The organism is Streptomyces triticisoli (genome assembly GCF_003270085.1).
Lineage (GTDB): Bacteria > Actinomycetota > Actinomycetes > Streptomycetales > Streptomycetaceae > Streptomyces > Streptomyces triticisoli.
The window spans coordinates 1-24,912 of the sequence record NZ_QFDQ01000168.1 but is presented as its reverse complement, the minus strand read 5'-3'; the positions used below and the strand labels follow the sequence as shown (position 1 = coordinate 24,912).

The window sequence follows — 24,912 nt, the reverse complement described above, 5'->3', positions numbered from 1 at the left end:
GAAAGCGACGTGTCGCCGACGCATCCCGCAAGTGCCAGGCTGTGTCAGATGTCCGTTACCAGTTCCGGCGCGACCCGGTCCATGTAGCTGCCAGCGGCCAAAAACCCCTTGGATGACTCGTCCTCGGCCCAGGTGGCCACATCTCTGCCGTGAGGAAGGTGGTAGGTTCGGGCTGCCGCAGATGCTGCACTTCGGGTGTATTTTATGTTGTTGTCCTGGCCATTTTCCCAGTTTTCGCCCATCTTGGCGCCGACGTCGTCCTTAGCGCTGCCCTCGGCATCCTTGAACAGCGCCTCCAAGACCGTGCTGGTTACGGTTCCGGCAGCACCACCGACTCCGGCCCCGACTACGGGAGAGGCGATGAACGACGTGCCGACACCTACTCCGGTCCCGACAGTTCCGGACAGGACATTCTTCCACTGGGACACCGAGTGGTCGAAGTCCTTATCCTTCACGTCGGCTGGGCCGGCAACTGCTTCGTTACGGCCCATGGCCAGCGTTCCCGAGATCTCACCAGAGTGGCGCGCGATGGCACGAACGGTGAGTTCGAGATCGTGGTCCGGGCGCTGACTTTCGGGCAGGTCCGGATTGATGTGGTGCGCCATCAGCTCGGCCATGTACTGCTTCTGCCGCACTTCGACGGCTGCATATCCTTCGGGGTTTTGACCCACACTGAATAGGAAGCGTGCAGCGTCACGGTGGTTCAGTTCGGCAGCGGACCCCTCGATCGGGTAAAGCTTCTGAATACGCTTCCATGCCTCTTGGCCGTCCACATCGTCCCTGTCGGGGTGGGGGTCCACGTCGGATGCCGCCCGATCGATGTCGGGTAGATACTCGGCAGCGATCTGCCCCATGCTATCGGACATGTAGCTGCTCTTCGTCAGGCGCTCGTTGTCGTCGGAGATGGAGGCTACGATGCTCTCGAACAACTTGGTCTGGCCTTCGTTATGAGCGGGGGTGTCTCTTGTAGGCATTTCACCCGCCGGGTGCCCCGTAGTGGCTGCTTCCAGCGCGAGCGCAAGATTGTTCTTGCCGGTGTGCAGGTCGTCTCCCCGGGAGTTCACTTCCTTCGGCCAGTCCCGCTCCTCGAACAGGTACTGGAAGTTGGACAGTGAGACCTTGCCCTTCTTGCCGTTGCCGTCGGTGTCCCGCTCGAACGGGTTGTCCTCGCCGTTCTTGGAGACGTACTGCTGATTGAAGAAGTCGGTGGCTGCGTCCGGGCTGTTGGAGAGGCCCTTGAGATATCCGGTGAGCGGGTCGGAGCCGCTGTCCTCACCGATCCGGTTCAGATCCGGAGACATACCGAGGCGCTGCCAGGCGAGGTTGCCGTGGCGTCCGTTGCCGGTGAGTTTGCGCTCGGTCTCCATGAGCTTGGTGCCGTAGTCCTTCAGGAACTGGTCGTCGTAATCCCCGGTCCGCATCAGGTTGCTCATGACCTGGAAGCCCATGGGGCCACCGTGATTGCCGTAAAGCGGCTTGTCGCCGATGTCGATCATTGTGCGCTTCCACTTGGTCATACCCGCCGAGTCGCTCTGCGTGGCATGGGCGAGTGTCAGCCCGAGGTTGCGCTGCAGGTCGTCGAACTGGTCGAGCCGCTTGTGCCCCAACTCGTAGTTGCCCCTGACCGGATCGTTGAGCCCAGCCCAGAACTCCAACGTCTTCTTCGGCCCCAGATCCGTGGCGAAGCGCTCCGCGAACAATGAGTCGTTGGCGTACTTCTTCAGCCCGGCGTTCAGCCGGTCGAACTCCTTGACCGTGAGGTCCTCGGGCTTCTTGGCCGCCAGCTTGGCCAGCGCATCGGCTTCCTTGACGGCCGCTGCCGCCGAGTCCCGGTCCTTGTAACTGGCGTCCGAGAAACCCAGCTTGCTCTGGCCGACAATGGCTTGGAGGACAGTGCTGGCCGAGTTGTCGCTCTCGGTGGCGTTCTCGAGGATGCCTTGGACCTCGTCACGAAGCGCTTCGATGTCCGCCTGGCTCGCCTTGCTGTCTTCGCTGCCCGAGGGATCGCTCGCCGAGACGGTGAAGCCACCCTTGCTGCTGACGACCCTGATGCCCTTTTTCTCCCCACGGCCGATGGCCTCGGTGAGCTGTCGGTGGTACTCCTTCAGCTCGCCGCGGGTGTCACGGAGGATGTTTCGGATCGTCGTGGCCTGAGTGTGGGCGTCGGTGAACTCCCCGGCGGTCTTGCCGATGAACTTCTTGGACACCTGGGCGTTCACTCCAGCCCACTCCGCTTTGTTGGCGGCCTGGTGCAGACTGTCCTCGGCGTTCTTTTTCAGCTCCTCCAAATGGCTGACAAGTGTCGACCAGTCGGTGACGGCGTCGTCGAGCAGCTTGAAGTTGGCGTGGCGCAGAGTTTCGAGGTCCATCGGTCTTCGTTCCCTGGTGCTGACGAGCAGCGGTCGAGTGATCCTGGTGTCGGCAGGTCGTGGGACGAGGAGGGGGGAGGGGGAGGCGGCTCAGGTAGCACCGCCTGGCCGTCCTGTGTGCCGCTACTCCTTCTTCTTGGGATGTGGGCCGTAGATGGGGTTCTTGTCGCCGGGCTTACCGACTCGTTCGTCGAAGCCCGCGTCCAGGAGGTCGATGCTGCTCATCTGCCGCTGGATGTAGCCGTCGTCGCCGGCGTGCAGCTTCTTGGTGAGTCGCATGTGGTTCGAGATGTGCGCGCATGCGTCCATCAGGGACTTGAGCTGCTCTTCCCAGCGGTTCGACACGGTTTGGAGACCGGCGCCGAGTGTGAAGCCCTGCTTCGACAGGTCCGTGGCGGCGGAGTCACTGCTGGGAGTGGCGACACGGGCCTTGTCCCACAGCTGGTTGTACAGCTCGTGTGCGGATTTTCCGATCTTCTGGAGTTCGCTGTTCTTGACCTTCAGAGCGCCGTACTCGCTCGGCAGCAGATAGGGGCCGTAGGTACCGCCACCGTCGTCGACCTGGTTCAACTGCATCTGGGTCGACCGGCGCTCGGCCGCCTGAGCCTTGAGCTGCTCCCACTCGTCCCACGCCATGGTGGTTCCTTCCCCCGTCTGCTCAGCCTTCGCTGTCCGTGCAGGCAGATACTGCCGTTCCGATGGTGCGGTGTCCGGTCAAGTTAGCAACCCGTCAGAAGGAAAGTTCAGTCCCATTCCTATCTGCCTTGGTTGTCGGATGTGAAGGTCCTGAGGACGCGTGAGTCGTTGCTCCCGCGGGCTTCGGTCATCGAATGCATGCGACGCCCCACACGTTGTTGCCGAGCGTCCCTCTTACGTGTGCAACCTCGTTGATGGTTGCAACCGTGTCTCTGTCCGCCTGTTGCACCTGCGTTCAGCACGGGGCAGCGTCGGCCCAGCCCGGTACCTGACGGGGTGTGGAATGCTTCACAGTGCGTTGGCAAACCGGTTCAAATCGCGGCGACAGGCGAGGAGTTGTAACAGCCTTGGCGCAAACCTCGGTTGGTCGGGATGCGCCGGGTGACTAAGGTGGCAAACGCGTTGTGAGGCGCGGCATGCTTTGCGATCGTACGGAGAGCGGCCGCCCGGCCTCGACCGACGCGTGTACGGGGAAACGGGGAGGAGTGTCGTGCTTCTGGCAGGCATGGTGGGAGGCGTGTCGGCTGCCAGGGCGGCGAACCTGGAGGCCGGCGGCGAGGCGCTGAGCACGTTCATGAAGCGAGTGGACGCGGTTCTGCGTGACCTGGAGTCGTCGGTCGGCAACCCGAAGCGGGTGAGCACGCAGACCGTCAACCGTGCATCGCTGAGCAGCGGTGGTGTCGACTGAGCGCGAGCGAGGACACACAACCCATGAAGTCAGGGACCAGCCGACGAGCCGAGTGGGTCACGCTCCTCAGGACATGTTACGGGCGACGAGCGCGTGCTGCGGGCACGGTCGTCGGAGTCCTGGCTGCTGCGGGCCTGGGATTCGCCCCGAGCGCCGCTGCGTACGATGCCCAGTCCCAGCAGTGGTACTTGGGACCGATGCAGGCCGAGAAGATGTGGAAGACCAGTACCGGAGAGGACATCAAGGCCGCGGTCATCGGTACGGGGGTGAACCCCGACACGCCCTTGTTGCGTGGACAGGTCCTCCAGGGAGTCGATGCCCTGGTCAAGGACGGACTCGCCAAGGGCAGTGTGACCAACACGAATGACACGACAGGTCAGGGCACCACGGCCGCTGAGCTCATCGCGGGTACGGGCATGGGGGGTGGGCTGAAGAGGCTTGCTCCCGGAGCAAAGATCACTCCGATCCGTGTTCCTCCCATCAAGCATGACGAGCTTCCCGACCCCAACTATCCGCTGGCGACTGCTGTAAAAGCCGCCGTGGACAGCGGCGCGAAGATCATCGACTTCACCATCGGCAATCAGTACGTGATCGGCACTCAGATCGTCGGCGATGCGGCGTTCGACTATGCGGTCAAGAAGGGCGTGTTGATGATCGCGGGCGTCGGGGACAACGCCAAGGAAGGAAACAAACCGCAGTTCCCCGCTGCTTACAGACACGTGGTAGGGGTGTCAGCCGTCGACAAAACCGGAACAGTGTCCAAGATGTCCCAGTACGGCAACTACGTCGACTTGGCCGCTCCCGGAGCAGGCATGCCACGGTGGTGCGGCGCGAACTTCCAGCAGCACTGCAGCGATGGGAGCGGCGCTGTGGCGGCTTCCGCCCTGACCTCCGCATCGGCCGCCCTGATCTGGTCCGCTCACCCAAACTGGACAGCGAACCAGGTCGTGCGGTCCCTGATTGACACGGCAGGCCGTACGTGGCCGAAGGACGATCCCAGCAAGTATCTCGGCTACGGACCGATCCGCCCCCGCAAGGTCCTCGAAAACGCCGACTACAACCCCGGCCCCCCGAACGTCAACCCCCTCGCGGCGGAGGACGGCGAAAAGCCTGCGCAGGAGGGCGAGCCGTCTGCTCCTGCATCAGCCTCGTCACAGCCTTCGAAGAAGGCTCCGGTTGGCGAGAGGTCGGCGGCAGGATCCTCTGGCGGCGGCAACATGCAAGTGTGGGGCGCCCTCGGCGCCGGGACGCTCGCCGTGATCCGTACACGTCGAACAGAGTGACTTCATCCATACGGATGACCCGAAGAGGTTCATCCGGGAGCGCACCACTCAGGTGCGCGAACAGGGCCGTGGACGAACCGAGTCCACGAATTCAGGAAAAGGAGCGCAACCATGGCAGACGGCCGGCGGCTTCAAAGCAGTGAGGTCATCAGGCTCGAGAAGGCCATTGTCGAGCGGTACGAGTCGATCAGGGGACAGCTCGCCCGTCTCCAGGGAACGATCGACATGATCGAGAACAGCTGGACGGGGCAGGGCGCCGGGGCGTTCAACACCAAGCAGACGGAGATCAACGAGCACGTGGTCAGCCTTGGCCGCATGGTCGAAAAGGTCCTCGACGGCGTCAACCTCAACCGCAAGGACAAGGACAATCTCGAGGCCGAACTCCACAGCAAGATCCACCGGATCGACGTGCAGGACCTGGGCGGCAAAACCTCGGCCCTCAGTAGCTACTGAGCTCCGTAGTTCTCGAACCGGCACGAGCGGACCGATCTGACCCAAGAGACGAAGAGACGAAGAGACGGGATAACAATGACGAACGTCCACAACCAGGACCTCGCCGTCAAGTACGGCACCCTTGACGCATTGACGACCGAACTCGGCGGCATCGCAGGGAAGCTGGAAGATGACATCAAGGCTCTCCGAGCTGATGTCCAGAAGATCGCCGAGGCCTGGGGTGGTGAGGCGTACGACGCCTTCACCAAGCAGCACAAGAAGTGGGACATGCACGCGAACGGGATCCACCAGGCGTTGGTGACCATCGGCCAGCGCATCCACGAAGCCGGTGGTGACTATCGCAGCGGCGACCTCAAGGGAGCGAGTTACTTCCAGTGAGCTGAGGGAACCGGCAGCGTCGGGGAGGGCACACGCGGGAGGTGCCCTCCCCGACCCCTTGAAGCCTTCGCTCCTGAGGCCACCTGCGGCCTTCACGGAGGAGACACGGGCTTCCCCGCGCCCCTGCGCAGCTCATCCTGCGGACGGGCTCAGTCCATCTGTCCCGTGGTCGGCGTGCAGCCGTGTTCCGTCGCCTTCCGCATCAGTACTCAGTACTCCACTTCCACCAACCCGGTCTGCACCAGCGGCTTGCCCTGCTTGCGGGACACGAACACTCCACGTCCAGCAGGCATCGGACGAGGCCTCACCCCGCCCAGGAGGTCGCCCTCGCTCGGGTCTCCGGACAGGAGTACGCCCTGGGCTCCCAGCTCCGTCATCCGCTGCATGAACGCCTCGTACGCGGCGCGGCCCGCGCCCGCAGTGGAACGAGCGATGATGAAGCGGACACCGACGTCCCGGGCGAAGGGCAGCATCTCCGTGAGGCCGGACAGGGGGTTGCCGCTCGACGTGGAGACCAGGTCGTAGTCGTCGATGACCACGTACACCGTGGGGCCACGCCACCAGCTGCGGTCGCGCAGTTGCTCGGGCGTGACGTCCGAGGTCGGCGTGCGGCGCTGCATCAGGTCGGCCAGCGCCTCCATGTGATGCTGCATCTGGTTCGACATGGGGATGTACTCCGCCAGATGCGAGGGCGGGGTCGCTCCGAGCAGTGAGCGGCGGTTGTCGACCACGAAAATCTTGCAGCTGGAGCCGTCGTAGCACTCCGTGATCTGCTTGATGAGCAGCCTCAGCAGGTTCGACTTGCCGGACTCGCTCTCGCCGAAGACGAGGAAGAACGGGTCCTGGTCGAAGTCCACGAACACCGGTTCGAGGTTGTCCTCGTCCAGGGCGAAGGAAATGCCCCGCTGGGGGAAGCGATCACCCGACGGGAGTTGCGTTGCGGGGAACTCGCGGGGGAGCAGACGGACTTCGGGTGCGCCGGGGTGCTGCCAGTGGCGCGTCACCTCGGCCGCCAGGGCCGTCGTCGCGTCCGCCAGGTCCGTGTCGGAGGACAGGCCGTCGATCCGCGGGACCGCCGCCATGAAGTGCTGCTTCTGCGGCGTCTGGCCGCGCCCCGGCACGCCCGTCGGCACGTTGGCCGCGACTTTGCGGTCGAACTCGGAGTCCATGGTGTCGCCGAGCCGCAGCTCCAGGCGGTTCATCAGGTGGTCCTTCATGTTCGAACGGACCTCCATCGACCGCGAGGCGGTGAGGACCAGGTGGATGCCGTAACCAAGGCCGCGGGCCGCGATGTCCAGCACCACCGGCTCCAGCGCCTCGTAACTCGTACGGAAGTTGCCCCAGCCGTCGATCACCAGGAAGACGTCGCCCCAGGGCTGGTCGGCGACCGAGATGTCACCCCGGGCGCGACGGCTGCGGAACTCCGCGACGGAGGAGATGCCCGCGGTGCGGAAGTACTCCTCGCGCCGGGTCAGCACGCCGTACACCTCGGCTGCCGTGCGCCGTACCTTCTCCGGGTCCAGGCGCGAGGCCACGCCGCCCACGTGCGGCAGGCCCGCCACGGCGGCCATGCCGCCACCACCGAAGTCCAGCCCGTAGAACTGCACTTCGTGTGGGGTGTGGGTGAGGGCGAACGAGGTGATGAGGGAGCGAACCAGCGTCGACTTGCCGGACTGCGGACCGCCGAGGATCTGCATGTGTCCGGCGGCCCCGCCGAAGTCGACCCAGAGTGGGTCGCGCCGCTGCTCGTACGGCTTGTCGACGATGCCGACGGGGACGACGAGCCGGCCCGCGCCCTCGTATCCCGGCTGGGTCAGACCGCGGCCGGGCACCGGAGCGAGTCCGGGCAGCAGCGAGTCCAGGGACGGCGGGCTGTCCAGCGGCGGCAGCCACACCTGGTGGGCGGCCGGTCCCTGCGCCTCCAGCCGTCGCACGACCACGTCGAGCACGGTGTCGGCGAGCGCGTCGTCCTTCTCGTCGGGCGCCGCTTCCGTGCGCTGCCGCGGCACTGGCACATACTGCGCCGGAACTTCGGCGGCCGTGAACAGCACCGGCCTGCGGTCGACCGGGAGCGGCCCGCCGAGCGCGGCCAGCTGCTGGGAACTTGAGCGGTACACGCCGGAGACGTAAGCCGCTTTGAAACGGACCATTTCGTCGGTGCCGTGCTTCAGGAAGCCGGAGCCGGGGACATTCGGCAGCTCGTAGGCGTCCGGAACTCCGAGGGCGGCCCGCGACTCGGCCGCGGAGAACGTGCGCAGACCGATCCGGTACGACAGATAGGTCTCGAGCCCGCGCAGGCGGCCCTCCTCCAGCCGCTGCGAAGCGAGCAGCAGGTGCACGCCCAGTGACCGGCCGATACGGCCGATCTGGACGAACATGTCGATGAAATCCGGCTTGGCCGTGAGCAGTTCGCTGAACTCGTCGATCACCAGGACGAGCGAGGGGATCGGCTGAAGCGGTGCGCCGGCGGCGCGGGCCTTCTCGTAGTCGTGGATATTGGCGTAGTTGCCCGCGTCGCGGAGCATCTCCTGACGGCGGTTGAGCTCGCCGCGGATCGAGTCGCCCATGCGGTCGACGAGCGTCAGGTCGTCAGCGAGGTTGGTGATGACGGCCGCGACGTGCGGCATCTGGGCCATGCCCGCGAACGTCGCACCGCCCTTGAAGTCGGCGAGGACGAAGTTGAGCGTCTCGGAGGAGTGGGTCACGGCCAGGCCGAGGACCAGGGTGCGCAGCAGCTCCGACTTGCCGGAGCCGGTCGCACCCACGCACAGGCCGTGCGGGCCCATGCCCTCCTGAGCCGCCTCCTTGAGGTCGAGCATGACGGGCCGGCCGTCCTCACCGACACCGATCGGCACGCGCAGCCGCTCGGCCTGTGCGCGCGGCCGCCAGGTGCGCCGGGGGTCGACGGAGGCCGCGTCGCCCAGGTTCAGCAGGTCGGTGAACTCCAGGTTGGCGAGCAGCGGTTCGTCGTCGTCACCACCCGACGCGACCCGCAGCGGCGCCAGTTGCCGGGCCAGCGCCTCCGCGGCTTCGTACGACAGGACGTCCGGGGTCCCCTCGTAGACCGTGCCGTGGGCGGACTCCAGCCGCAGTTCCTTCGGACGTACGACGACCGAGAGGTCGCCACGTCCAGCGGTGAGCTCGCCGGGCACGACTTCCAGGACCGTCACGCCCTGCAGTCCCTCGGAGGCGGCCAGCAGCGACGTGGGCGGCAGTGAGACGCCGTCGAGCACAATCACCAGATGCGGCTGCTCGGGAACGGGTGGTCCTGCCGGGTGGAAGCGCGGTCGGCCCTGGAGGCGGATGCCGAGCAGGTCCTCCAGTTCCACCGGGTCGGTCGTGATCAGACGGCGGCTGCCCGCGCCGTCCGCGACCTCCTGGGCCTGGCTGTGCGGCAGCCACTTGGCCCACTCCCAGTCCGGTGTGGCGTCCCGGTGTGCGGCGACGGCGACGAGCATGTCCTCGGGGGAGTGCAGTGAGACGAGGGAGCCGAGGAGGGCACGGGTCGCACCGCGTACGGACATCGGCTCGCCGCTGACCGTCACGTGGTGGAAGGCGCGCAGCGAGACCGCCATGGGCAGGTCCTCGAGCGTGCTGTGGGTGGCGAGGAAACGCTGCATCGCACCCGCGGTCAGTGGCTCCAACTGATCCACGGGTGCGGTCTCCGGCGGAACGAGGGGAGCCGCCAGGGCCTGCGGGCCGAGCCCCACGCGCACCTGCCCGAAGTCCTCGTCGCCGGTGCGCCTCTCCCACACCCTGCTGCCCTCGGCGACCAGCGCCCACAGTTGCTCGGGTGAAGGATGCAGGTAGTACTGGGCGTCGCGCTGGGCTCGCGCGGTGTCCAGGGCCGTGCGCCGAGTTTGCGACAGGTACCGCAGGTAGTTGCGGCGGAGGTCGGCCAACTGTCCCTGGTTGCCGCGGCGGTAACGGACCAGCATGGAAATGCCCATGGCGATGGTGGAGGCGATCATCACCATCCCCATTATCTTCATGAAGGGCTGGGCCTGCGGATTGAAGAAGAACACCACCGAACCGCCCATGCCGAGCATGGGCAGGATCTGCATCAGAGCGCCTTCCCGCTGTCCGCGCGGCAGTTCCGGCGGGGGCTGCAGCACGATCTCGTCCGTGGGCACGTCCTTCGGCAGTGCCCGCGGCGGACGCTTGACGACGATATGGCTCACTGCGCACCGATTCCCTTGCCCGACCGAGGAGTTCCGTCCGCCGCCCCGTGTCAGGCGGACGCCGATCGCGACCGCGATCCTACTGACAACCGGCGACACCAGCGGGCGGTAGGGTGCCGGTGAGACGTGTGAGCAGTTGCGAACTGGCCTGATGGAATCGGGTAATTCACGACGTTCACAGCGAGCACCTCCTGCACCTTCCGGATACGACGGCGCAGTTGACCGGCAGTGCGAGGGACTCCGCGCGAACTCCCACCGGGACATACACATGATCTTCACGGCCGGACGTGCGCGGTGATGTGCCGACCGGCCCGCCACTGACGAGGGGGAACAGCAGGTGACTATGACGGCCTCCGCGCCGGCCGGAGCCAACGCCGGAAGGGGCTCCGGAGCCCCTTCCGGGGCGGGCTCCGGATTCGGCTTCTGCCGGGTCACGATCGTGGCACCCGACAGCCGCATCGACGTGGCGCTGCCCGACGACGTAGCGGTCGCGGACCTGTATCCGGAGATCCTGCGGCTCGCCCAACAGAGCCCCGCCGAGAGTGCGCCCGTCGGATACCACCTCGTACGCCGGGACGGCACCGTCCTCGACAGCTCCCGCTCCTTCGCGGCGCAGCGCATCCTCGACGGGGAACTGCTCACGCTGCGCCCGTTCGCCGAGTCGTTGCCGCCCGCCGTCTTCGACGACGTCTCCGAGGCCGTCGCCTCCGCCGTCACCCGCGACCGGGCCCTGTGGAACGGCGAGCTGACGAGGGCGGCCGGTCTCGTCGCGGGCGGCATCCTGCCCGCGCTGCTCGCATTCGTGGCCTGGAACTCGCAGCTCCGTCACGACATGCACAGCCTCCAGGGCGTCCTCGCCGCCGTCACGGGAGTCCTCCTGACCACCATCGCGTGCGTACGCGCGCGCGTGTACGACGACCGGGGCTCCGCGGTCGCCCTGGGCCTGGGCGCACTGCCGAACATCGCCGTGGCGGGCTCCGGACTGCTGCCGCTCGCCGACGGACAGGGCATCGGAAGGCTCCAGTTCCTGCTCGCCTGCACGGCGGTCCTGATCGCCTCGGTCGTGCTCACCCTGGTGTCGCCGGGTGGTGACGGGCCCTTCGTGGCGTTCGTCTTCGCCTCGACGGTCGGGTTGATCACCACGTTCATCGGGATCCTCACCGACCTCAGGCCCATCGAGACGGCCGCCGTCTGCGCCCCGCTCTCCGTGGGCGCGCTCGCCTTCCTGCCCGGACTGTCCATGCGCTTCGCGCGGCTGCCCATTGGCTTCGACGCGCCCAGCCCCTCGCGCGGCGCCTACGCGGAGGGTGAGCCGAACGCGCATGAGCCCGTGGACGCCGAGCGCGTCGCGGCGCAGGCCCGCCGAGGCCACGAACTGCTCGTGGGCCTTGTCGGCGGCTGCTCGCTCGTCTCGGTGGGTGCGTCGATCGTCCTCGGCTTCTCCGGCAACGTCTGGGCGCAGCTTCTGGCGCTCGCGACCGGAGTGGCGATGCTCATGCGCGCCGGCCTGTTCCGCTACACCGCTCAGGTCGCCGCCACCCTGGCCGCGGGCCTGATCGCCCTGACCTTCCTCGGCGTCGGCCTCGCGCTGCACCCGCCGGAGGGGTACGTGCGCGACGCACTGCAGGGCGACACCACCGCCCTCGACATGCGCAGCGTCTGGCTCGTGGCGGCCGTCGCCGCGGCAGCCGCCCTGGTCACCGCGATCGGTCTGATCACCCCCCGTCGCGGTATCACCCCCTTCTGGGGCCGTTTCCTGGAGATCGCGGAGAGCTTCGTCCTGCTGACGCTGGTGCCGCTGGCCCTGGCCGTCTTCGAGGTGTACGCGACCGTTCGGTCGATGACCGGCTGACCCGGCCGCACCCGGCCGCACCCGGCCGCACCCGGCCGCACCCGGCTGCCCGAGGTGCACGCGCCGACGTGTCCAGCCGGACATCCCCGCATCCTCGTGACCGGACCCGCTCCGCGGGAGCCGCTCCGCCGCACGTACCTGGGCGCGCGACCGCCTTGCGCCGCGGCCCATGAATGAAGGGACCTCTTCGAGTGAGCTTCGGCCCACCCCCGTCCGTCTACACCCAGTCCGCCCTGGCGGCGGACCAGACCCGTGAACGCCGTCGTACGTGGCTGTTGGGGACCGTGGCCGCCATCGTGGTCCTGGCCCTGTGCGCGGGCGGCTGGCTCGTGGTGTCCGCGAGGGGCGACGGGACTTCGGCCGGTCCGCAGCCGTCCCCCACCGCCCAGAGTCCGGACGACGTCCGGGAACTGGTCGAGCAGGACCCCAGCACGCCCGAGGGACGGCTGGTGGTCGCGTACGGGGAGGACGGTCTAGCCAAGACCGTCAAGGGCGACCCGCGTCGCGCGCCGGGCACATGGGCCACGGACAAGGTCGTCGCCAAGGGCATAGCCGACCGGATCGTGGGCCTCACGACCGCCGAGGAGGGCCCCGAGAAGGCCTGGACGCTCCAACTGGACGGCCACATCTGTGCCACCAGCAAGCACATCACCGCCGACGGCCGCACAGCGGTCGTCGTGCAGCCCAGGAAGACCGGTTCGACCACGGAGCGGAGCATCTGCGACGAAGTGGTCTTCTTCGACGTGGACACGGGCAAGAAGCTGTGGCAGGCGAAGATGCCCTCGGCGACCTCCGCCTACGTGACGAACACGAACCTGACCCTGGCCAAGGGAGTCGTCGCCGTCGCCTGGGGGCAGGGATCGGTCGCGTACGACATGAGGACCGGCAAGCAGCTCTGGGACAGCACGACCGCCTCCGCGTGCGAGGACAAGGGCTTCGCCGGCGGCGCCGCGCTGCTCGTGGTGGAGCGCTGCGTTCAGGAGTCCAACGTCACCTACCGGGTCGAGAAGCTGGACCCGCGGACGGGCAGGACCCTGTGGACGTACAAACTCGCCTCCGGCGTGCAGGATGTCTACCTGCCCTCCTCCGATCCCCCGGTGATCGCCGTCGCGGCGGGCGACAGCCTGGTGACCGACCTGATCACCCTCGACGGCGAGGGCAGGCGTCTCGCCACCATCTCCATGACCGGCTACGCCCCCAGGTGCGGCGACCGCGACTTCGGAGGAGGGTTCTTCGGCGTGGTGGAGTACTGCGGCGGTGTGGTCGTCGGACGGACACAGCTGTACGTCGTGAGCAAGGAGAACACCGACCTGGAGCAGGCGGACAACTGGATCGTGGCCTTCGACCTGCGAACCGGGAAGACGGGCCGCAAGCTCGACGGTCGTCCCTTCCAGCCGCTCGTCCCCCTCCAGATGAGCGGGGACGACCTGCTGGTGCTCCGGCGCAGTTCCAGCGACGTCGAGCCGTTCGCGGTGGTCCGATGGAATCCGCGTACCGGCGAGGAGGCTCCGTTCCTGCTCTTCGGCCTCCCGGACGACGACGCCGAGGTTCTGGCCGACCCCGAACAGTCGGACATCCTCGTCGCACGAGGCCGGGTCTTCTTCGCGAAGCGTCAGCTGACCGCCGACGACAAGTACCCCACGTACCCGGTGGTGGCCGTCCTCGGCATCGCCGGCGCGGACCCGGACCGCTGACGGCTTACCCCGGGCCGGCGGTGGGAAGGGGAGGTGCGCACAGGTGCAGTCCCTTCCCACCGCTGCCGCCTCACTGCCCCGCAGCTTCCCCATCGCGCGGCGCCGGCTCCAGGTCGAACTCCCCGTCCCGGGCGCCCAGTACGAACGCCCGCCACTCCGCCTCCGTGTAGCGGAGCACCGTGTCCGGGTCGAGGGAGGAGCGCATGGCCACGGCGCCGTCGGGAAGGTAGGCGATCTCGACGCGCTCCTCGTGCTCCTCCGTGCCCGGGGCGCAGTGCCACTGCACACCCGAGATGTCGAGGGCGTACAGCTCGTCGCGCTCCCGCTCCTTGCGTGCCCTGATCTCCGCTTCCGTCTCCGCCATGCGCGGCGACCCCTTCCAGACGTGTGCGTACGGTGTCGGCGTTCACCCTAGTGGTCGGCCCGCCCCCGCCAGGACCCTGCACGGATCCCGGAAAAAGGGGCGGTCACCGCCTGGTACCCTGGCTGACGGCCGTTTGTGTACGCACCCCCGGACGCCATTTGCAGGTGACCCTGCAGGCCCTGGAGGTCGCGCCCAGCGGACCCCGCCTCCCGAGTAACGGAAGCTCCCCCGAGAAGAAGACCGGGGGCACTCGATGGCAACTCACAGACCATGAGGAGTACCCGTGTCGCTCGACGCCGCCACGAAGAAGCAGATCATCGCAGAGTTCGGCACCAAGGAGGGTGACACCGGCTCCCCCGAGGTCCAGGTCGCTCTGCTCTCCCGTCGGATCTCCGACCTGACCGAGCACCTCAAGACCCACAAGCACGACCACCACTCCCGCCGTGGTCTGCTGATCCTGGTCGGTCAGCGCCGTCGCCTGCTGCAGTACCTCGCCAAGAAGGACATCCAGCGCTTCCGTGCGCTGGTCGACCGTCTCGGCATCCGCCGTGGTGCGGCGGGCGCCAGGTAAGACGCCACGACAGGGAGCGGTTCCCCGTAGGACAGGGGCCGCTCCCTTCGCCGTACGTAGGGAAACGTGCGGACTGTCACTGCCGCTTTGTAGTGTGGTAGCAGAACGCACAGAGCAGAACGCGCACAGCGCAACGCACAACGCATGACGCATGAGGCGGCGTGATACGGCCCGCCCGTAGAGGGTAGGGCGTCATCACGCCCTACGAACGAGGAGAAGCGCACCTCGCCGCCGCCGGTCCTCGGTAGTGGCCCCCGGGGGGAAAGATCCCGGGTGCTTCGATCGAAGACCGGCCCGCACCAGACGGAGCGCTTCTCCGCCACCGTCCCCCGCCACACGGGCGAGAGGGACGAGGACGAGGAGAAAACACTAGTGGAGAACGAGACCCACTACGCCGAAGCCGTGATCGACAACGGCTCCTTCGGCACCCGTACCATCCGCTTCGAGGCGGGCCGCCTGGCCAGGCAGGCCGCCGGCTCCGCCGTGGCGTACCTGGACGACGACACCATGGTGCTGTCGGCCACCACCGCCTCCAAGCAGCCCAAGGACCAGCTCGACTTCTTCCCGCTGACGGTCGACGTCGAGGAGCGCATGTACGCGGCCGGGAAGATCCCCGGTTCCTTCTTCCGCCGTGAGGGCCGGCCGTCCGAGGACGCGATCCTCACCTGCCGCCTGATCGACCGCCCGCTGCGCCCGTCCTTCAAGAAGGGCCTGCGCAACGAGATCCAGGTCGTCTGCACGGTCATGGCGCTCAACCCCGACCACCTGTACGACGTCGTGGCGATCAACGCCGCGTCCGCGTCCACGCAGCTGGCCGGCCTGCCCTTCTCCGGCCCGATCGGCGGCGTCCGCGTCGCGCTGATCCGCGGCCAGTGGGTCGCGTTCCCGACGCACACCGAGCTCGAGGACGCCGTCTTCGACATGGTGGTCGCCGGCCGTGCCCTGGAGGACGGCGATGTCGCGATCATGATGGTCGAGGCCGAGGCCACCGAGAAGACCGTCAAGCTGGTCGAGGGCGGCGCCGAGGCCCCCACCGAGGAGGTCGTCGCCGCCGGTCTGGACGCCGCGAAGCCCTTCATCAAGGTGCTGTGCCGCGCCCAGTCGGACCTCGCCGCCAAGGCCGCCAAGCCGACCGGCGAGTTCCCGGTCTTCCTCGACTACCAGGACGACGTCCTGGAGGCGCTGACCGCGGCCGTCCGCCCCGAGCTCGCCCAGGCGCTCACCATCGCCGGCAAGCAGGAGCGCGAGACCGAGCTGGACCGCGTCAAGCAGCTCGCCGCCGAGAAGCTGCTGCCCGAGTTCGAGGGCCGCGAGAAGGAGATCTCCGCCGCGTACCGCTCGCTGACCAAGACCCTGGTCCGCGAGCGCGTCATCAAGGAGAAGAAGCGCATCGACGGCCGCGGTGCCACCGACATCCGCACCCTGGCCGCCGAGGTCGAGGCCATCCCGCGGGTGCACGGCTCCGCGCTGTTCGAGCGTGGCGAGACCCAGATCCTGGGCGTCACCACCCTCAACATGCTCCGCATGGAGCAGCAGCTGGACACCCTCTCCCCGGTGACCCGCAAGCGCTACATGCACAACTACAACTTCCCGCCGTACTCCACCGGTGAGACCGGCCGCGTCGGCTCCCCCAAGCGCCGCGAGATCGGCCACGGCGCCCTCGCCGAGCGCGCGCTGGTGCCGGTGCTGCCCACGCGCGAGGAGTTCCCCTACGCCATCCGCCAGGTCTCCGAGGCCCTCGGGTCCAACGGCTCGACCTCCATGGGCGCGGTCTGCGCCTCCACCATGTCGCTGCTGAACGCCGGTGTGCCGCTCAAGGCCCCCGTCGCCGGCATCGCCATGGGCCTGATCTCCCAGGAGATCGACGGCGAGACGCACTACGTCACGCTGACCGACATCCTCGGTGCCGAGGACGCCTTCGGCGACATGGACTTCAAGGTCGCCGGTACGAAGGAGTTCGTCACCGCCCTCCAGCTCGACACCAAGCTGGACGGCATCCCGGCCTCCGTCCTGGCCGCGGCCCTCAAGCAGGCCCGCGACGCCCGCCTGCACATCCTCGACGTGATGATGGAGGCCATCGACCGGCCCGACGAGATGTCCCCGCACGCCCCGCGGATCATCACCGTCAAGATCCCGGTCGACAAGATCGGCGAGGTCATCGGCCCGAAGGGCAAGATGATCAACCAGATCCAGGAGGACACGGGCGCCGAGATCACCATCGAGGACGACGGCACCATCTACATCGGCGCCGCCGACGGCCCGTCCGCCGAGGCCGCCCGCGCCACGATCAACGGCATCGCCAACCCGACGATGCCCGAGGTCGGCGAGCGCTACCTCGGTACGGTGGTGAAGACGACCACCTTCGGCGCGTTTGTCTCCCTGCTGCCCGGCAAGGACGGTCTGCTGCACATCTCGCAGATCCGCAAGCTGGCCGGCGGCAAGCGCGTGGAGAACGTCGAGGACGTGCTCGGCGTGGGCCAGAAGGTCCAGGTCGAGATCGCCGAGATCGACTCCCGCGGCAAGCTCTCCCTCATCCCCGTGATCGAGGGCGAGGAAGACAACGACGACGAGAAGGACGCTGTGTCCGACAGCGGCTCCGCCGCAGGCGCCAAGTGACGTCCCGTGGCTTCAAGACGACGGCCCGCACCTCCCCGGAGGCGCGGGCCGTCGCCCGTACCCAAACCCTCATCAAGGGCGAGAACGGCATCGGCACGGTCCGCAAGACCACCCTCCCCGGCGGCCTGCGCATCGTCACCGAGACCCTGCCCTCCGTGCGCTCCGCCACCTTCGGCATCTGGGCGCACGTCGGCTCCCGCGACGAGACCCCGTCGCTGAACGGCGCCACGCACTACCTGGAGCACCTGCTCTTCAAGGGCACCTCCCGCCGGTCCGCACTGGACATCTCCGTCGCCATCGACGCCGTCGGCGGCGAGATGAACGCGTTCACGGCCAAGGAGTACACGTGCTACTACGCGCGCGTGCTCGACACCGACCTCCCGCTCGCCATCGACGTCGTGTGCGACATGCTCACCGGCTCGCTGATCCTGGAGGAGGACGTCGACGTCGAGCGCGGCGCGATCCTCGAAGAGATCGCCATGACCGAGGACGACCCCGGCGACTGCGTGCACGACCTGTTCGCGCACACCATGTTCGGCGACAACCCCCTCGGCCGCCCCGTCCTCGGCACCGTCGACACCGTCAACGCCCTCACCGCCGACCGCATCCGCCGCTTCTACAAGAAGCACTACGACCCCACCCACCTGGTCGTCGCCTGCGCCGGCAATATCGACCACGCCGAGGTCGTACGCCAGGTCCGCGCCGCCTTCGAGAAGGCCGGCGCCTTCAAAAACGGCCAGGCCGACCCCGTCGCCCCGCGCGACGGCCGCCGCAGCCTGCGCACCGCCGGCCGGGTAGAGCTGCAGAACCGCAGGACGGAGCAGGCCCACGTCGTCCTCGGCATGCCGGGCCTCGCCCGCACCGACGACCGCCGCTGGGCCCTCGGAGTGCTGAACACCGCCCTCGGCGGCGGCATGTCCTCCCGCCTCTTCCAGGAGGTCAGGGAGAAGCGCGGCCTGGCCTACAGCGTGTACTCCTACACCTCCGGCTTCGCCGACTGCGGCCTGTTCGGCGTCTACGCCGGCTGCCGCCCGAGCCAGGTGCACGACGTACTGCGGATCTGCCGCGACGAACTCGACCACGTCGCCCACAACGGCCTGACCGACGACGAGATGGGCCGCGCCATCGGCCAGCTCCAGGGCTCCACCGTCCTCGGCCTGGAGGACACGGGTGCGCTGATGAACCGTATAGGCAAGAGTGAACTGTGCTGGGGCGAGCAGATCTCCGTCGACGACATGCTGGCCAAGATGGCGGCGGTCACGCCGGACGAGGTCCGCGAGGTCGCCCGGGACATCCTGGGCCGGCGCCCGTCGCTGTCGGTCATCGGCCCGCTCAAGGACAAGCAGGCCGAGCGCCTGCACGACGCGGTCGCATGACCTCCCTGTCCGTCTGTCGGTGGTAAGGAAGCGAAAGATGAGCAAGCTGCGCGTGGCGGTCCTCGGTGCCCAGGGCCGGATCGGGTCCGAGGCGGTACGGGCGGTCGAGGCCGCCGAGGACATGGAACTGGTCGCCGCCCTCGGCCGGGGCGACAAGCTGGAAACCCTCGCCGGGACCGGCGCCCAGGTGGCGGTCGAACTGACCACCCCCGCCTCGGTCATGGGCAACCTCGACTTCTGCGTACGGCACGGCATCCACGCCGTCGTCGGCACCACCGGCTGGACCGACGAGCGCCTCGCGCAGCTGAAGGGCTGGCTCGCCCAGTCGCCCCGGACCGGCGTGCTCATCGCCCCGAACTTCTCCATCGGCGCCGTGCTCACCATGAAGTTCGCGCAGATCGCCGCGCCGTACTTCGAGTCCGTCGAGGTCGTCGAACTGCACCACCCGAACAAGGTCGACGCCCCCTCCGGCACCGCCACCCGCACCGCCCAGCTCATCGCCGAGGCCCGCGCCAAGGCCGGCTCGGCCCCCGCGCCCGACGCCACCGTCACCGCCCTGGAGGGCGCCCGCGGCGCCGACGTCGACGGCGTACCGGTCCACGCCGTGCGCCTGCGCGGACTGCTCGCCCACCAGGAGGTCCTGCTGGGCGGCGAGGGCGAGACGCTCACCATCCGCCACGACTCGCTCCACCACAGCAGCTTCATGCCGGGCATCCTGCTCGGCGCGCGCCGCGTGGTGACCACTCCGGGCCTGACCTTCGGCCTGGAGCACTTCCTCGACCTCAACTGAGCACCTGAGCGAAACCGAAGCCCGAGCCCCTTATGCGCGCGAAGATCACCTACCTCGTCACGGCCGCCGTCCTGGTCTTCTACTTCGTCCTGGTCGGCAGCCGCGGCGTCCTGCTCATCCAGTACGGCACGCCCGTGACCGTCGCCTTCGGGATCGCCGTGCTGATCCTGCCGGTGATCGGCCTGTGGTTCCTGTGGAAGAACACCCGGTTCGTCCGCGACGCCAACCGGCTCGCCGCCGAACTCGACGCCGAAGGAGGCCTGCCCGTCGACGAGTTGAAGCGCACCCCCAGCGGGCGCATCGACCGCGACGCGGCCGACGAGGTCTTCGCCCTGCGCAAGGCCGAGACGGAGGCGGCCCCCGACGACTGGCGCACCTGGTTCCGCCTGGCCATCGCCTACCACGACGCCCGCGACACCCCGCGCGCCCGCAAGGCGATGCAGCGGGCGATCGCCCTGCACGACGGCAAGCGGCCGATCGAAGCCGCCTGACATCCAGGGACGCCCCGTACATGCCGGTGGGCCCGGTCCGCACCTGCGCGGACCGGGCCCACCGGCATGCCGTCGGCCGGGCCTCAGCGGTTCCTGTTCTCCTCCGTCCAGGCCTCCACCGAGTCCGCGGCCCGGTCGAACGCCGCCAGACGGCCCAGGAAGTCGGCGTTGTGCGTGGTCAGCAGCGGAGGCAGCTCCTGCGCCCCACGGCCCCTGCGGCTGAGCACCAGCGCCTGCCCCTGCACCGTACGCGGCAGGCCCAGCCAGCGCACCGGCTGCTGCACGGTCCGTACCCCCGCCACCTGAGCCCAGGGCGTCGTACGGGTGACGAGGAAGCCCACATGGCGCAGCCCGCGCGTGCTGACCCACACGCCCATGCGCAGCAGCCGCAGCGCACCGGCAATCACGGCCAGGGCGAGGCCGAAGCAGACACCGGCGGAGGACAGTGTGGCGGTGAGCGCGGTCACCACTCCCGCGAGCAGCACGAACGAGGCGAACAGCAGCAGGAGGGCGGCCGCCCCCACCCGGCACGGCCCGGGCCGGTAGGGGCGCCGCCAGCGCTCGCGATCGTCGAACGGCAGCACGGCATCGTCCGCTGCGTCGAACGCGCGGTCGGCCGTCAGGAAGGGCAGGGGCACGGCTGGTCCTCACTCAATCCACGCAAGAGCTGTGCCGGTGAGGCTATCCGTACGTGTTCATGCCCACCACCCGTGGGGGCCCGGGGGAGGCTCAGCGTCCGTGGGACACCTGGGACTGCTGTGTCTCGGTGGGGGAGTGGGTGATGGTCAACGCGGGCATCCCCAGGATCAGGGAACCCACCAGCGCGGTGACGATCGTCAGGCCCAGCAGACAGCGCCCGGCTATTCGGCCGGGGGACGCGGGCTCGGGGGGTGGGGGAGTGACATTGCTGCGGAACCTGTCGGCTTCGGCGACAAAGGCGAACGGGACGGGCTCGCGCCGACGCGGCATCGAGGGTACGGCTCCTTTCGGGGGGGGCGAACTGAGATGTCTCACCCATATAGACGAACGAGTGTCCCAAAAGGTGCCCGGTTCCCCCGAAATCGCAGCTCTTCACCGAAGATGTCGCGTCCCGGCACCGAACGCCCCGATGTCAGAGGCGGCCCGTAGAGTGGGCGCCGCCCCAGAGACGTGAAGAAAGGGACCCTCCGAGCCGTGACCGACACCCCCGCCGACGACCTGAAGCCCAGCTTCCGCAGTGACGTCACCGTCGAACTGGTCAAGCACACCGCGTCGGACGCTGACGTGCTGTTCGCGGCCCGCGTCTCGACCATCGGCGAGCAGTCCCTGGACGAGCTGGACAAGGACCCCGAGCGCTCCAAGGGCCTGATCAACTTTCTGATGCGGGACCGCCACGGCAGCCCCTTCGAGCACAACTCGATGACGTTCTTCATCAGCGCCCCGATCTTCGTCTTCCGCGAGTTCATGAGGCACCGGGTCGGATGGTCGTACAACGAGGAGAGCGGGCGCTACCGAGAGCTCCAGCCGGTTTTCTACGTCCCCGACGAGTCCCGCAAACTCGTGCAGGAGGGGCGCCCGGGCAAGTACCGGTTCGTCGAGGGCACGCAGGCTCAGCAGGAGCTGGTCGGCCGGGTCATGGAGAACTCCTACCGGGAGGCGTACGAGGCCTACCAGCAGATGCTGGCGGCCGGCGTCGCCCGCGAGGTGGCCCGTTCGGTCCTGCCGGTCGGCCTGTTCTCGTCGATGTACGCCACCTGCAACGCCCGCTCGCTGATGCACTTCCTCGGCCTGCGCACCCAGCACGAGCTGGCCAAGGTGCCCTCCTACCCCCAGCGGGAGATCGAGATGGTCGGCGAGAAGATGGAGGCCGAGTGGGCCAGGCTCATGCCACTGACCCACGCCGCCTTCAACGCCAACGGCCGGGTCGCGCCGTAGCCGGCAACCGCCCGTCCGCCCAGGCACACGTGTACGGACCAACCTCGCGAAGTGTCCGTATTGCGGCCTTTGGAGAAGTTCATCTAGCCTGATCAAACGGACCCGGCACTGCTTGAACCCCCGAGCAGGCAGTGCCGGGCTCCACCTTGTCACGACCGGTCGCAGCCCCTAGGGCAGCCTCCGCACCGAGCAACGAGTAGCGTGTAACCCATGGCTCCGACCTCGACTCCGCAGACCCCCTTCGGGCGGGTCCTCACCGCCATGGTCACGCCCTTCACGGCGGACGGCGCACTCGACCTCGACGGCGCGCAGCGGCTCGCCGTCCACCTGGTGGACGCAGGCAACGACGGCCTGATCGTCAACGGCACCACCGGCGAGTCCCCCACCACCAGCGATGCGGAGAAAACGGACCTGGTCCGCGCGGTCCTGGAAGCGGTGGGAGACCGCGCGCACATCGTGGCCGGCGTCGGCACCAACGACACCCGCCACAGCATCGAGCTCGCCCGCGCCGCCGAGCAGGCCGGCGCGCACGGCCTGCTGACCGTCACGCCGTACTACAACAAGCCCCCGCAGGACGGCCTGTACCGGCACTTCAAGGCCATCGCCGACGCGACCGGCCTGCCCGTCATGCTCTACGACATCCCCGGCCGCAGCGGCGTCCCGATCAACACCGAGACGATCGTCCGCCTCGCCGAGCACCCGCGGATCGTCGCCAACAAGGACGCCAAGGGCGACCTCGGCCGCGCCGGCTGGGCCATCGCCCGCTCCGGCCTCGCCTGGTACTCCGGCGACGACATGCTCAACCTGCCCCTGCTCTCCGTGGGCGCCGTCGGCTTCGTCTCCGTCGTCGGCCACGTCGTCACCCCGGACCTGCGCGCCCTCGTCGAGGCGTACACGGCCGGCGACGTCCAGAAGGCCACCGAGATCCACCAGAAGCTGCTCCCGGTCTACACCGGCATGTTCCGCACCCAGGGCGTCATGACCACCAAGGCCGCACTCGCCCTCCTGGGCCTGCCCGGCGGGCCACTGCGGCTCCCCATGGTCGAGCTCACGCCCGAGGAGACCGAGCAGCTCAAGATCGATCTTGCCGCCGGCGGGGTACAGCTCTGACAACGAGACTTCGCATCACCCGTTACAGCGAAGATCCACCGAAGACCTCACAACTGAATACGCGGGACACCGGTGCCCGCACCCCACAACGACAACTGCTTCTGCACGAACGTCACGCGCGCCACGTGCCCACCGGTACGTGGCGCGTGTGGTTGAGGAGAGTCTTTTGAGTCATCCGCACCCTGAACTCGGCCCGCCCCCGCCGCTCGCCGAGGGCGGCCTGCGCGTCACCCCGCTCGGCGGCCTGGGCGAGATCGGCCGCAACATGACGGTCTTCGAGTACGACGGCCGTCTGTTGATCGTCGACTGCGGAGTGCTCTTCCCCGAGGAGGAGCAGCCCGGAATCGACCTGATCCTGCCGGACTTCTCGTCCATCCGGGACCGCCTCGACGACATCGAGGGCATCGTCCTCACCCACGGCCACGAGGACCACATCGGCGGCGTCCCCTACCTTCTGCGGGAGAAGCCGGACATCCCCCTGGTCGGCTCCAAGCTCACCCTGGCCCTCATCGAGGCCAAGCTCCAGGAGCACCGCATCCGCCCGTACACCCTCGAGGTCGCGGAAGGACAGCGGGAGCGCATCGGCCCCTTCGACTGCGAGTTCGTCGCGGTCAACCACTCCATCCCGGACGCCCTGGCCGTCGCCATCCGCACCCCGGCCGGCCTGGTCGTGCACACCGGCGACTTCAAGATGGACCAGCTGCCGCTGGACAACCGGCTGACCGACCTGCACGCGTTCGCACGGCTCAGCGAGGAGGGCATCGACCTCCTTCTCTCGGACTCCACCAACGCCGAGGTGCCGGGCTTCGTCCCGCCCGAGCGGGACATCTCCAACGTCCTGCGCCAGGTCTTCGCGGGCGCCCGCAAGCGGATCATCGTCGCCAGCTTCGCCAGCCACGTCCACCGCATCCAGCAGATCCTGGACGCCGCCCACGAGTACGGCCGCCGGGTCGCCTTCGTCGGCCGCTCCATGGTCCGCAACATGGGCATCGCCCGGGACCTCGGCTACCTCAGGGTCCCGGCGGGCCTGGTGGTCGACGTCAAGACGCTCGACGACCTGCCCGACCACGAGGTGGTCCTGGTCTGCACCGGCTCGCAGGGCGAGCCCATGGCGGCCCTGTCGCGGATGGCCAACCGCGACCACCAGATCCGCATCGTCGACGGTGACACCGTGATCCTCGCGTCGTCACTGATCCCCGGCAACGAGAACGCGGTCTACCGCGTCATCAACGGCCTGACCCGCTGGGGCGCCAACGTCGTCCACAAGGGCAACGCCAAGGTCCACGTCTCGGGCCACGCCTCGGCCGGCGAGCTGCTGTACTTCTACAACATCTGCCGCCCGAGGAACCTGATGCCGGTCCACGGCGAATGGCGCCACCTGCGCGCCAACGCCGAGCTGGGTGCCCTCACCGGAGTGCCGCACGACCGCATCGTCATCGCCGAGGACGGCGTCACCGTCGACCTCGTCGAGGGCAAGGCCAAGATCTCCGGCAAGGTCCAGGCCGGCTACGTCTACGTCGACGGCCTCTCGGTCGGCGACGTCGGCGAGCCCGCGCTGAAGGACCGCAAGATCCTCGGCGACGAGGGCATCATCTCGGTCTTCGTGGTCGTCGACTCCACCACCGGCAAGATCACCGGCGGCCCGCACATCCAGGCCCGCGGCTCCGGCATCGATGACTCCACCTTCGCCGAGGTCATCCCGAAGATCTCGGAAGTGCTGGAGCGCTCCGCCCAGGAGGGCATCGCGGACGCCCACCAGCTGCAGCAGCTCATCCGCCGCACGCTGGGCAAGTGGGTCTCGGACACCTACCGGCGCCGGCCGATGATCCTCCCGGTGGTCGTGGAGGTCTGACACGCGCGAACGGGCAGCGGGGCGCCCCGATTTGCATCGGGGCGCCCCGCTCCAGTACGTTTACGGCTCCGCCCGACGGGAACCCGAACGCTTCACGCGCACCAAGGGACACTCCCGGAGGGGGGCGGAAAACCCGGCTAAGAATCTCTGATAAAGTCGGGGCCGCCGGAAAGGGAAACGCGAGAGCGGAAACCTGGAAAGCGCCGAGGAAATCGGATCGGAAGAAGATCTGGT

At 68.2% G+C, this 24,912-nt stretch carries 20 protein-coding genes; 14 read left to right on the top strand and 6 right to left on the bottom strand.

From position 1 onward, the window contains the following. Nucleotides 1-44: 44 nt before the first annotated feature. Nucleotides 45-2,369 (bottom strand): DUF6571 family protein, encoded by a 2,325-nt coding sequence (locus DEP02_RS22750; RefSeq protein ID WP_112469550.1) that lies wholly within the window; start codon nt 2,367-2,369, stop codon nt 45-47. Nucleotides 2,370-2,492: 123 nt separating this feature from the next. Next, entirely contained in the window at nt 2,493-3,005 is a 513-nt protein-coding gene (locus DEP02_RS22745) for a hypothetical protein (RefSeq protein WP_112469549.1), read from the bottom strand. A 577-nt stretch (nt 3,006-3,582) separates the two neighbouring features. Between DEP02_RS22745 and DEP02_RS22740 the strand changes: the two genes are divergently transcribed. The 4 genes from DEP02_RS22740 to DEP02_RS22725 all read left to right on the top strand — a co-directional run bounded on the left by DEP02_RS22740 (nt 3,583) and on the right by DEP02_RS22725 (nt 5,867). Continuing rightward, on the top strand, nt 3,583-3,753 hold the full coding sequence (locus tag DEP02_RS22740) for a hypothetical protein (RefSeq protein WP_232839239.1): 171 nt from the start codon (nt 3,583-3,585) through the stop codon (nt 3,751-3,753). A 197-nt stretch (nt 3,754-3,950) separates the two neighbouring features. Then, nucleotides 3,951-5,036, top strand: coding sequence for a S8 family serine peptidase (locus DEP02_RS22735; RefSeq protein WP_232839238.1), 1,086 nt, complete (start codon nt 3,951-3,953; stop codon nt 5,034-5,036). Between the two features lie 111 nt (nt 5,037-5,147). Next, nucleotides 5,148-5,489 (top strand): WXG100 family type VII secretion target, encoded by a 342-nt coding sequence (locus tag DEP02_RS22730; protein WP_112469548.1) that lies wholly within the window; start codon nt 5,148-5,150, stop codon nt 5,487-5,489. A gap of 75 nt (nt 5,490-5,564) precedes the next feature. Then, nucleotides 5,565-5,867: a WXG100 family type VII secretion target gene (locus DEP02_RS22725; RefSeq protein ID WP_112469547.1), complete on the top strand. Its 303-nt coding sequence runs from the start codon at nt 5,565-5,567 to the stop codon at nt 5,865-5,867. 209 nt (nt 5,868-6,076) lie between these two features. Here DEP02_RS22725 and eccCa read toward each other — a convergent pair whose 3' ends face one another. Beyond that, a complete protein-coding gene (eccCa, locus tag DEP02_RS22720) occupies nt 6,077-10,048 on the bottom strand; it encodes a type VII secretion protein EccCa (RefSeq protein WP_112469546.1) in 3,972 nt (1,323 codons plus the stop codon). Nucleotides 10,049-10,391: 343 nt separating this feature from the next. Between eccCa and eccD the strand changes: the two genes are divergently transcribed. Both eccD and DEP02_RS22710 read left to right on the top strand, forming a co-directional pair. Beyond that, the gene (gene eccD / locus DEP02_RS22715; protein WP_112469545.1) at nt 10,392-11,900 is read left to right on the top strand and encodes a type VII secretion integral membrane protein EccD; all 1,509 of its coding nucleotides are present in this window, start codon (nt 10,392-10,394) and stop codon (nt 11,898-11,900) included. A 191-nt stretch (nt 11,901-12,091) separates the two neighbouring features. Then, nucleotides 12,092-13,594 carry an outer membrane protein assembly factor BamB family protein gene (locus DEP02_RS22710; RefSeq protein ID WP_112469544.1) on the top strand — a complete coding sequence of 501 codons (1,503 nt, stop codon included), beginning with the start codon at nt 12,092-12,094 and terminating at the stop codon, nt 13,592-13,594. A gap of 70 nt (nt 13,595-13,664) precedes the next feature. Here the strand turns inward: DEP02_RS22710 and DEP02_RS22705 are convergent, their stop codons facing one another. Further along, nucleotides 13,665-13,958: a DUF397 domain-containing protein gene (locus tag DEP02_RS22705; RefSeq protein ID WP_112469543.1), complete on the bottom strand. Its 294-nt coding sequence runs from the start codon at nt 13,956-13,958 to the stop codon at nt 13,665-13,667. Between the two features lie 283 nt (nt 13,959-14,241). On the opposite strand from DEP02_RS22705, the gene rpsO reads away from it, so the two are divergent. The 5 genes from rpsO (at nt 14,242) to DEP02_RS22680 (ending at nt 19,802) form a co-directional block, all read left to right on the top strand. Continuing rightward, entirely contained in the window at nt 14,242-14,529 is a 288-nt protein-coding gene (gene rpsO / locus DEP02_RS22700; RefSeq protein ID WP_103811073.1) for a 30S ribosomal protein S15, read from the top strand. A gap of 372 nt (nt 14,530-14,901) precedes the next feature. Continuing rightward, a complete protein-coding gene (locus DEP02_RS22695) occupies nt 14,902-17,145 on the top strand; it encodes a polyribonucleotide nucleotidyltransferase (protein WP_112469542.1) in 2,244 nt (747 codons plus the stop codon). Beyond that, nucleotides 17,142-18,521: a M16 family metallopeptidase gene (locus DEP02_RS22690; protein ID WP_112469541.1), complete on the top strand. Its 1,380-nt coding sequence runs from the start codon at nt 17,142-17,144 to the stop codon at nt 18,519-18,521. Before DEP02_RS22695 ends, DEP02_RS22690 begins: the two co-directional genes overlap by 4 nt. A 37-nt stretch (nt 18,522-18,558) precedes the next feature. Then, nucleotides 18,559-19,311, top strand: coding sequence for a 4-hydroxy-tetrahydrodipicolinate reductase (gene dapB, locus DEP02_RS22685; RefSeq protein ID WP_112469540.1), 753 nt, complete (start codon nt 18,559-18,561; stop codon nt 19,309-19,311). Nucleotides 19,312-19,343: 32 nt separating this feature from the next. Continuing rightward, nucleotides 19,344-19,802: a tetratricopeptide repeat protein gene (locus DEP02_RS22680; RefSeq protein ID WP_112469539.1), complete on the top strand. Its 459-nt coding sequence runs from the start codon at nt 19,344-19,346 to the stop codon at nt 19,800-19,802. A gap of 83 nt (nt 19,803-19,885) precedes the next feature. Here the strand turns inward: DEP02_RS22680 and DEP02_RS22675 are convergent, their stop codons facing one another. Beyond that, nucleotides 19,886-20,440 (bottom strand): SCO5741 family PH domain-containing membrane protein, encoded by a 555-nt coding sequence (locus DEP02_RS22675; protein WP_112469538.1) that lies wholly within the window; start codon nt 20,438-20,440, stop codon nt 19,886-19,888. 91 nt (nt 20,441-20,531) lie between these two features. Then, the gene (locus tag DEP02_RS22670; protein ID WP_112469537.1) at nt 20,532-20,771 is read right to left on the bottom strand and encodes a hypothetical protein; all 240 of its coding nucleotides are present in this window, start codon (nt 20,769-20,771) and stop codon (nt 20,532-20,534) included. Nucleotides 20,772-20,975: 204 nt separating this feature from the next. On the opposite strand from DEP02_RS22670, the gene thyX reads away from it, so the two are divergent. The 3 genes from thyX (at nt 20,976) to DEP02_RS22655 (ending at nt 24,678) form a co-directional block, all read left to right on the top strand. Continuing rightward, entirely contained in the window at nt 20,976-21,716 is a 741-nt protein-coding gene (gene thyX / locus DEP02_RS22665; protein ID WP_112469536.1) for an FAD-dependent thymidylate synthase, read from the top strand. Between the two features lie 210 nt (nt 21,717-21,926). Then, entirely contained in the window at nt 21,927-22,826 is a 900-nt protein-coding gene (gene dapA, locus DEP02_RS22660) for a 4-hydroxy-tetrahydrodipicolinate synthase (protein ID WP_112469535.1), read from the top strand. 166 nt (nt 22,827-22,992) lie between these two features. Next, nucleotides 22,993-24,678, top strand: coding sequence for a ribonuclease J (locus DEP02_RS22655; RefSeq protein ID WP_112469534.1), 1,686 nt, complete (start codon nt 22,993-22,995; stop codon nt 24,676-24,678). Nucleotides 24,679-24,912: the final 234 nt, after the last annotated feature.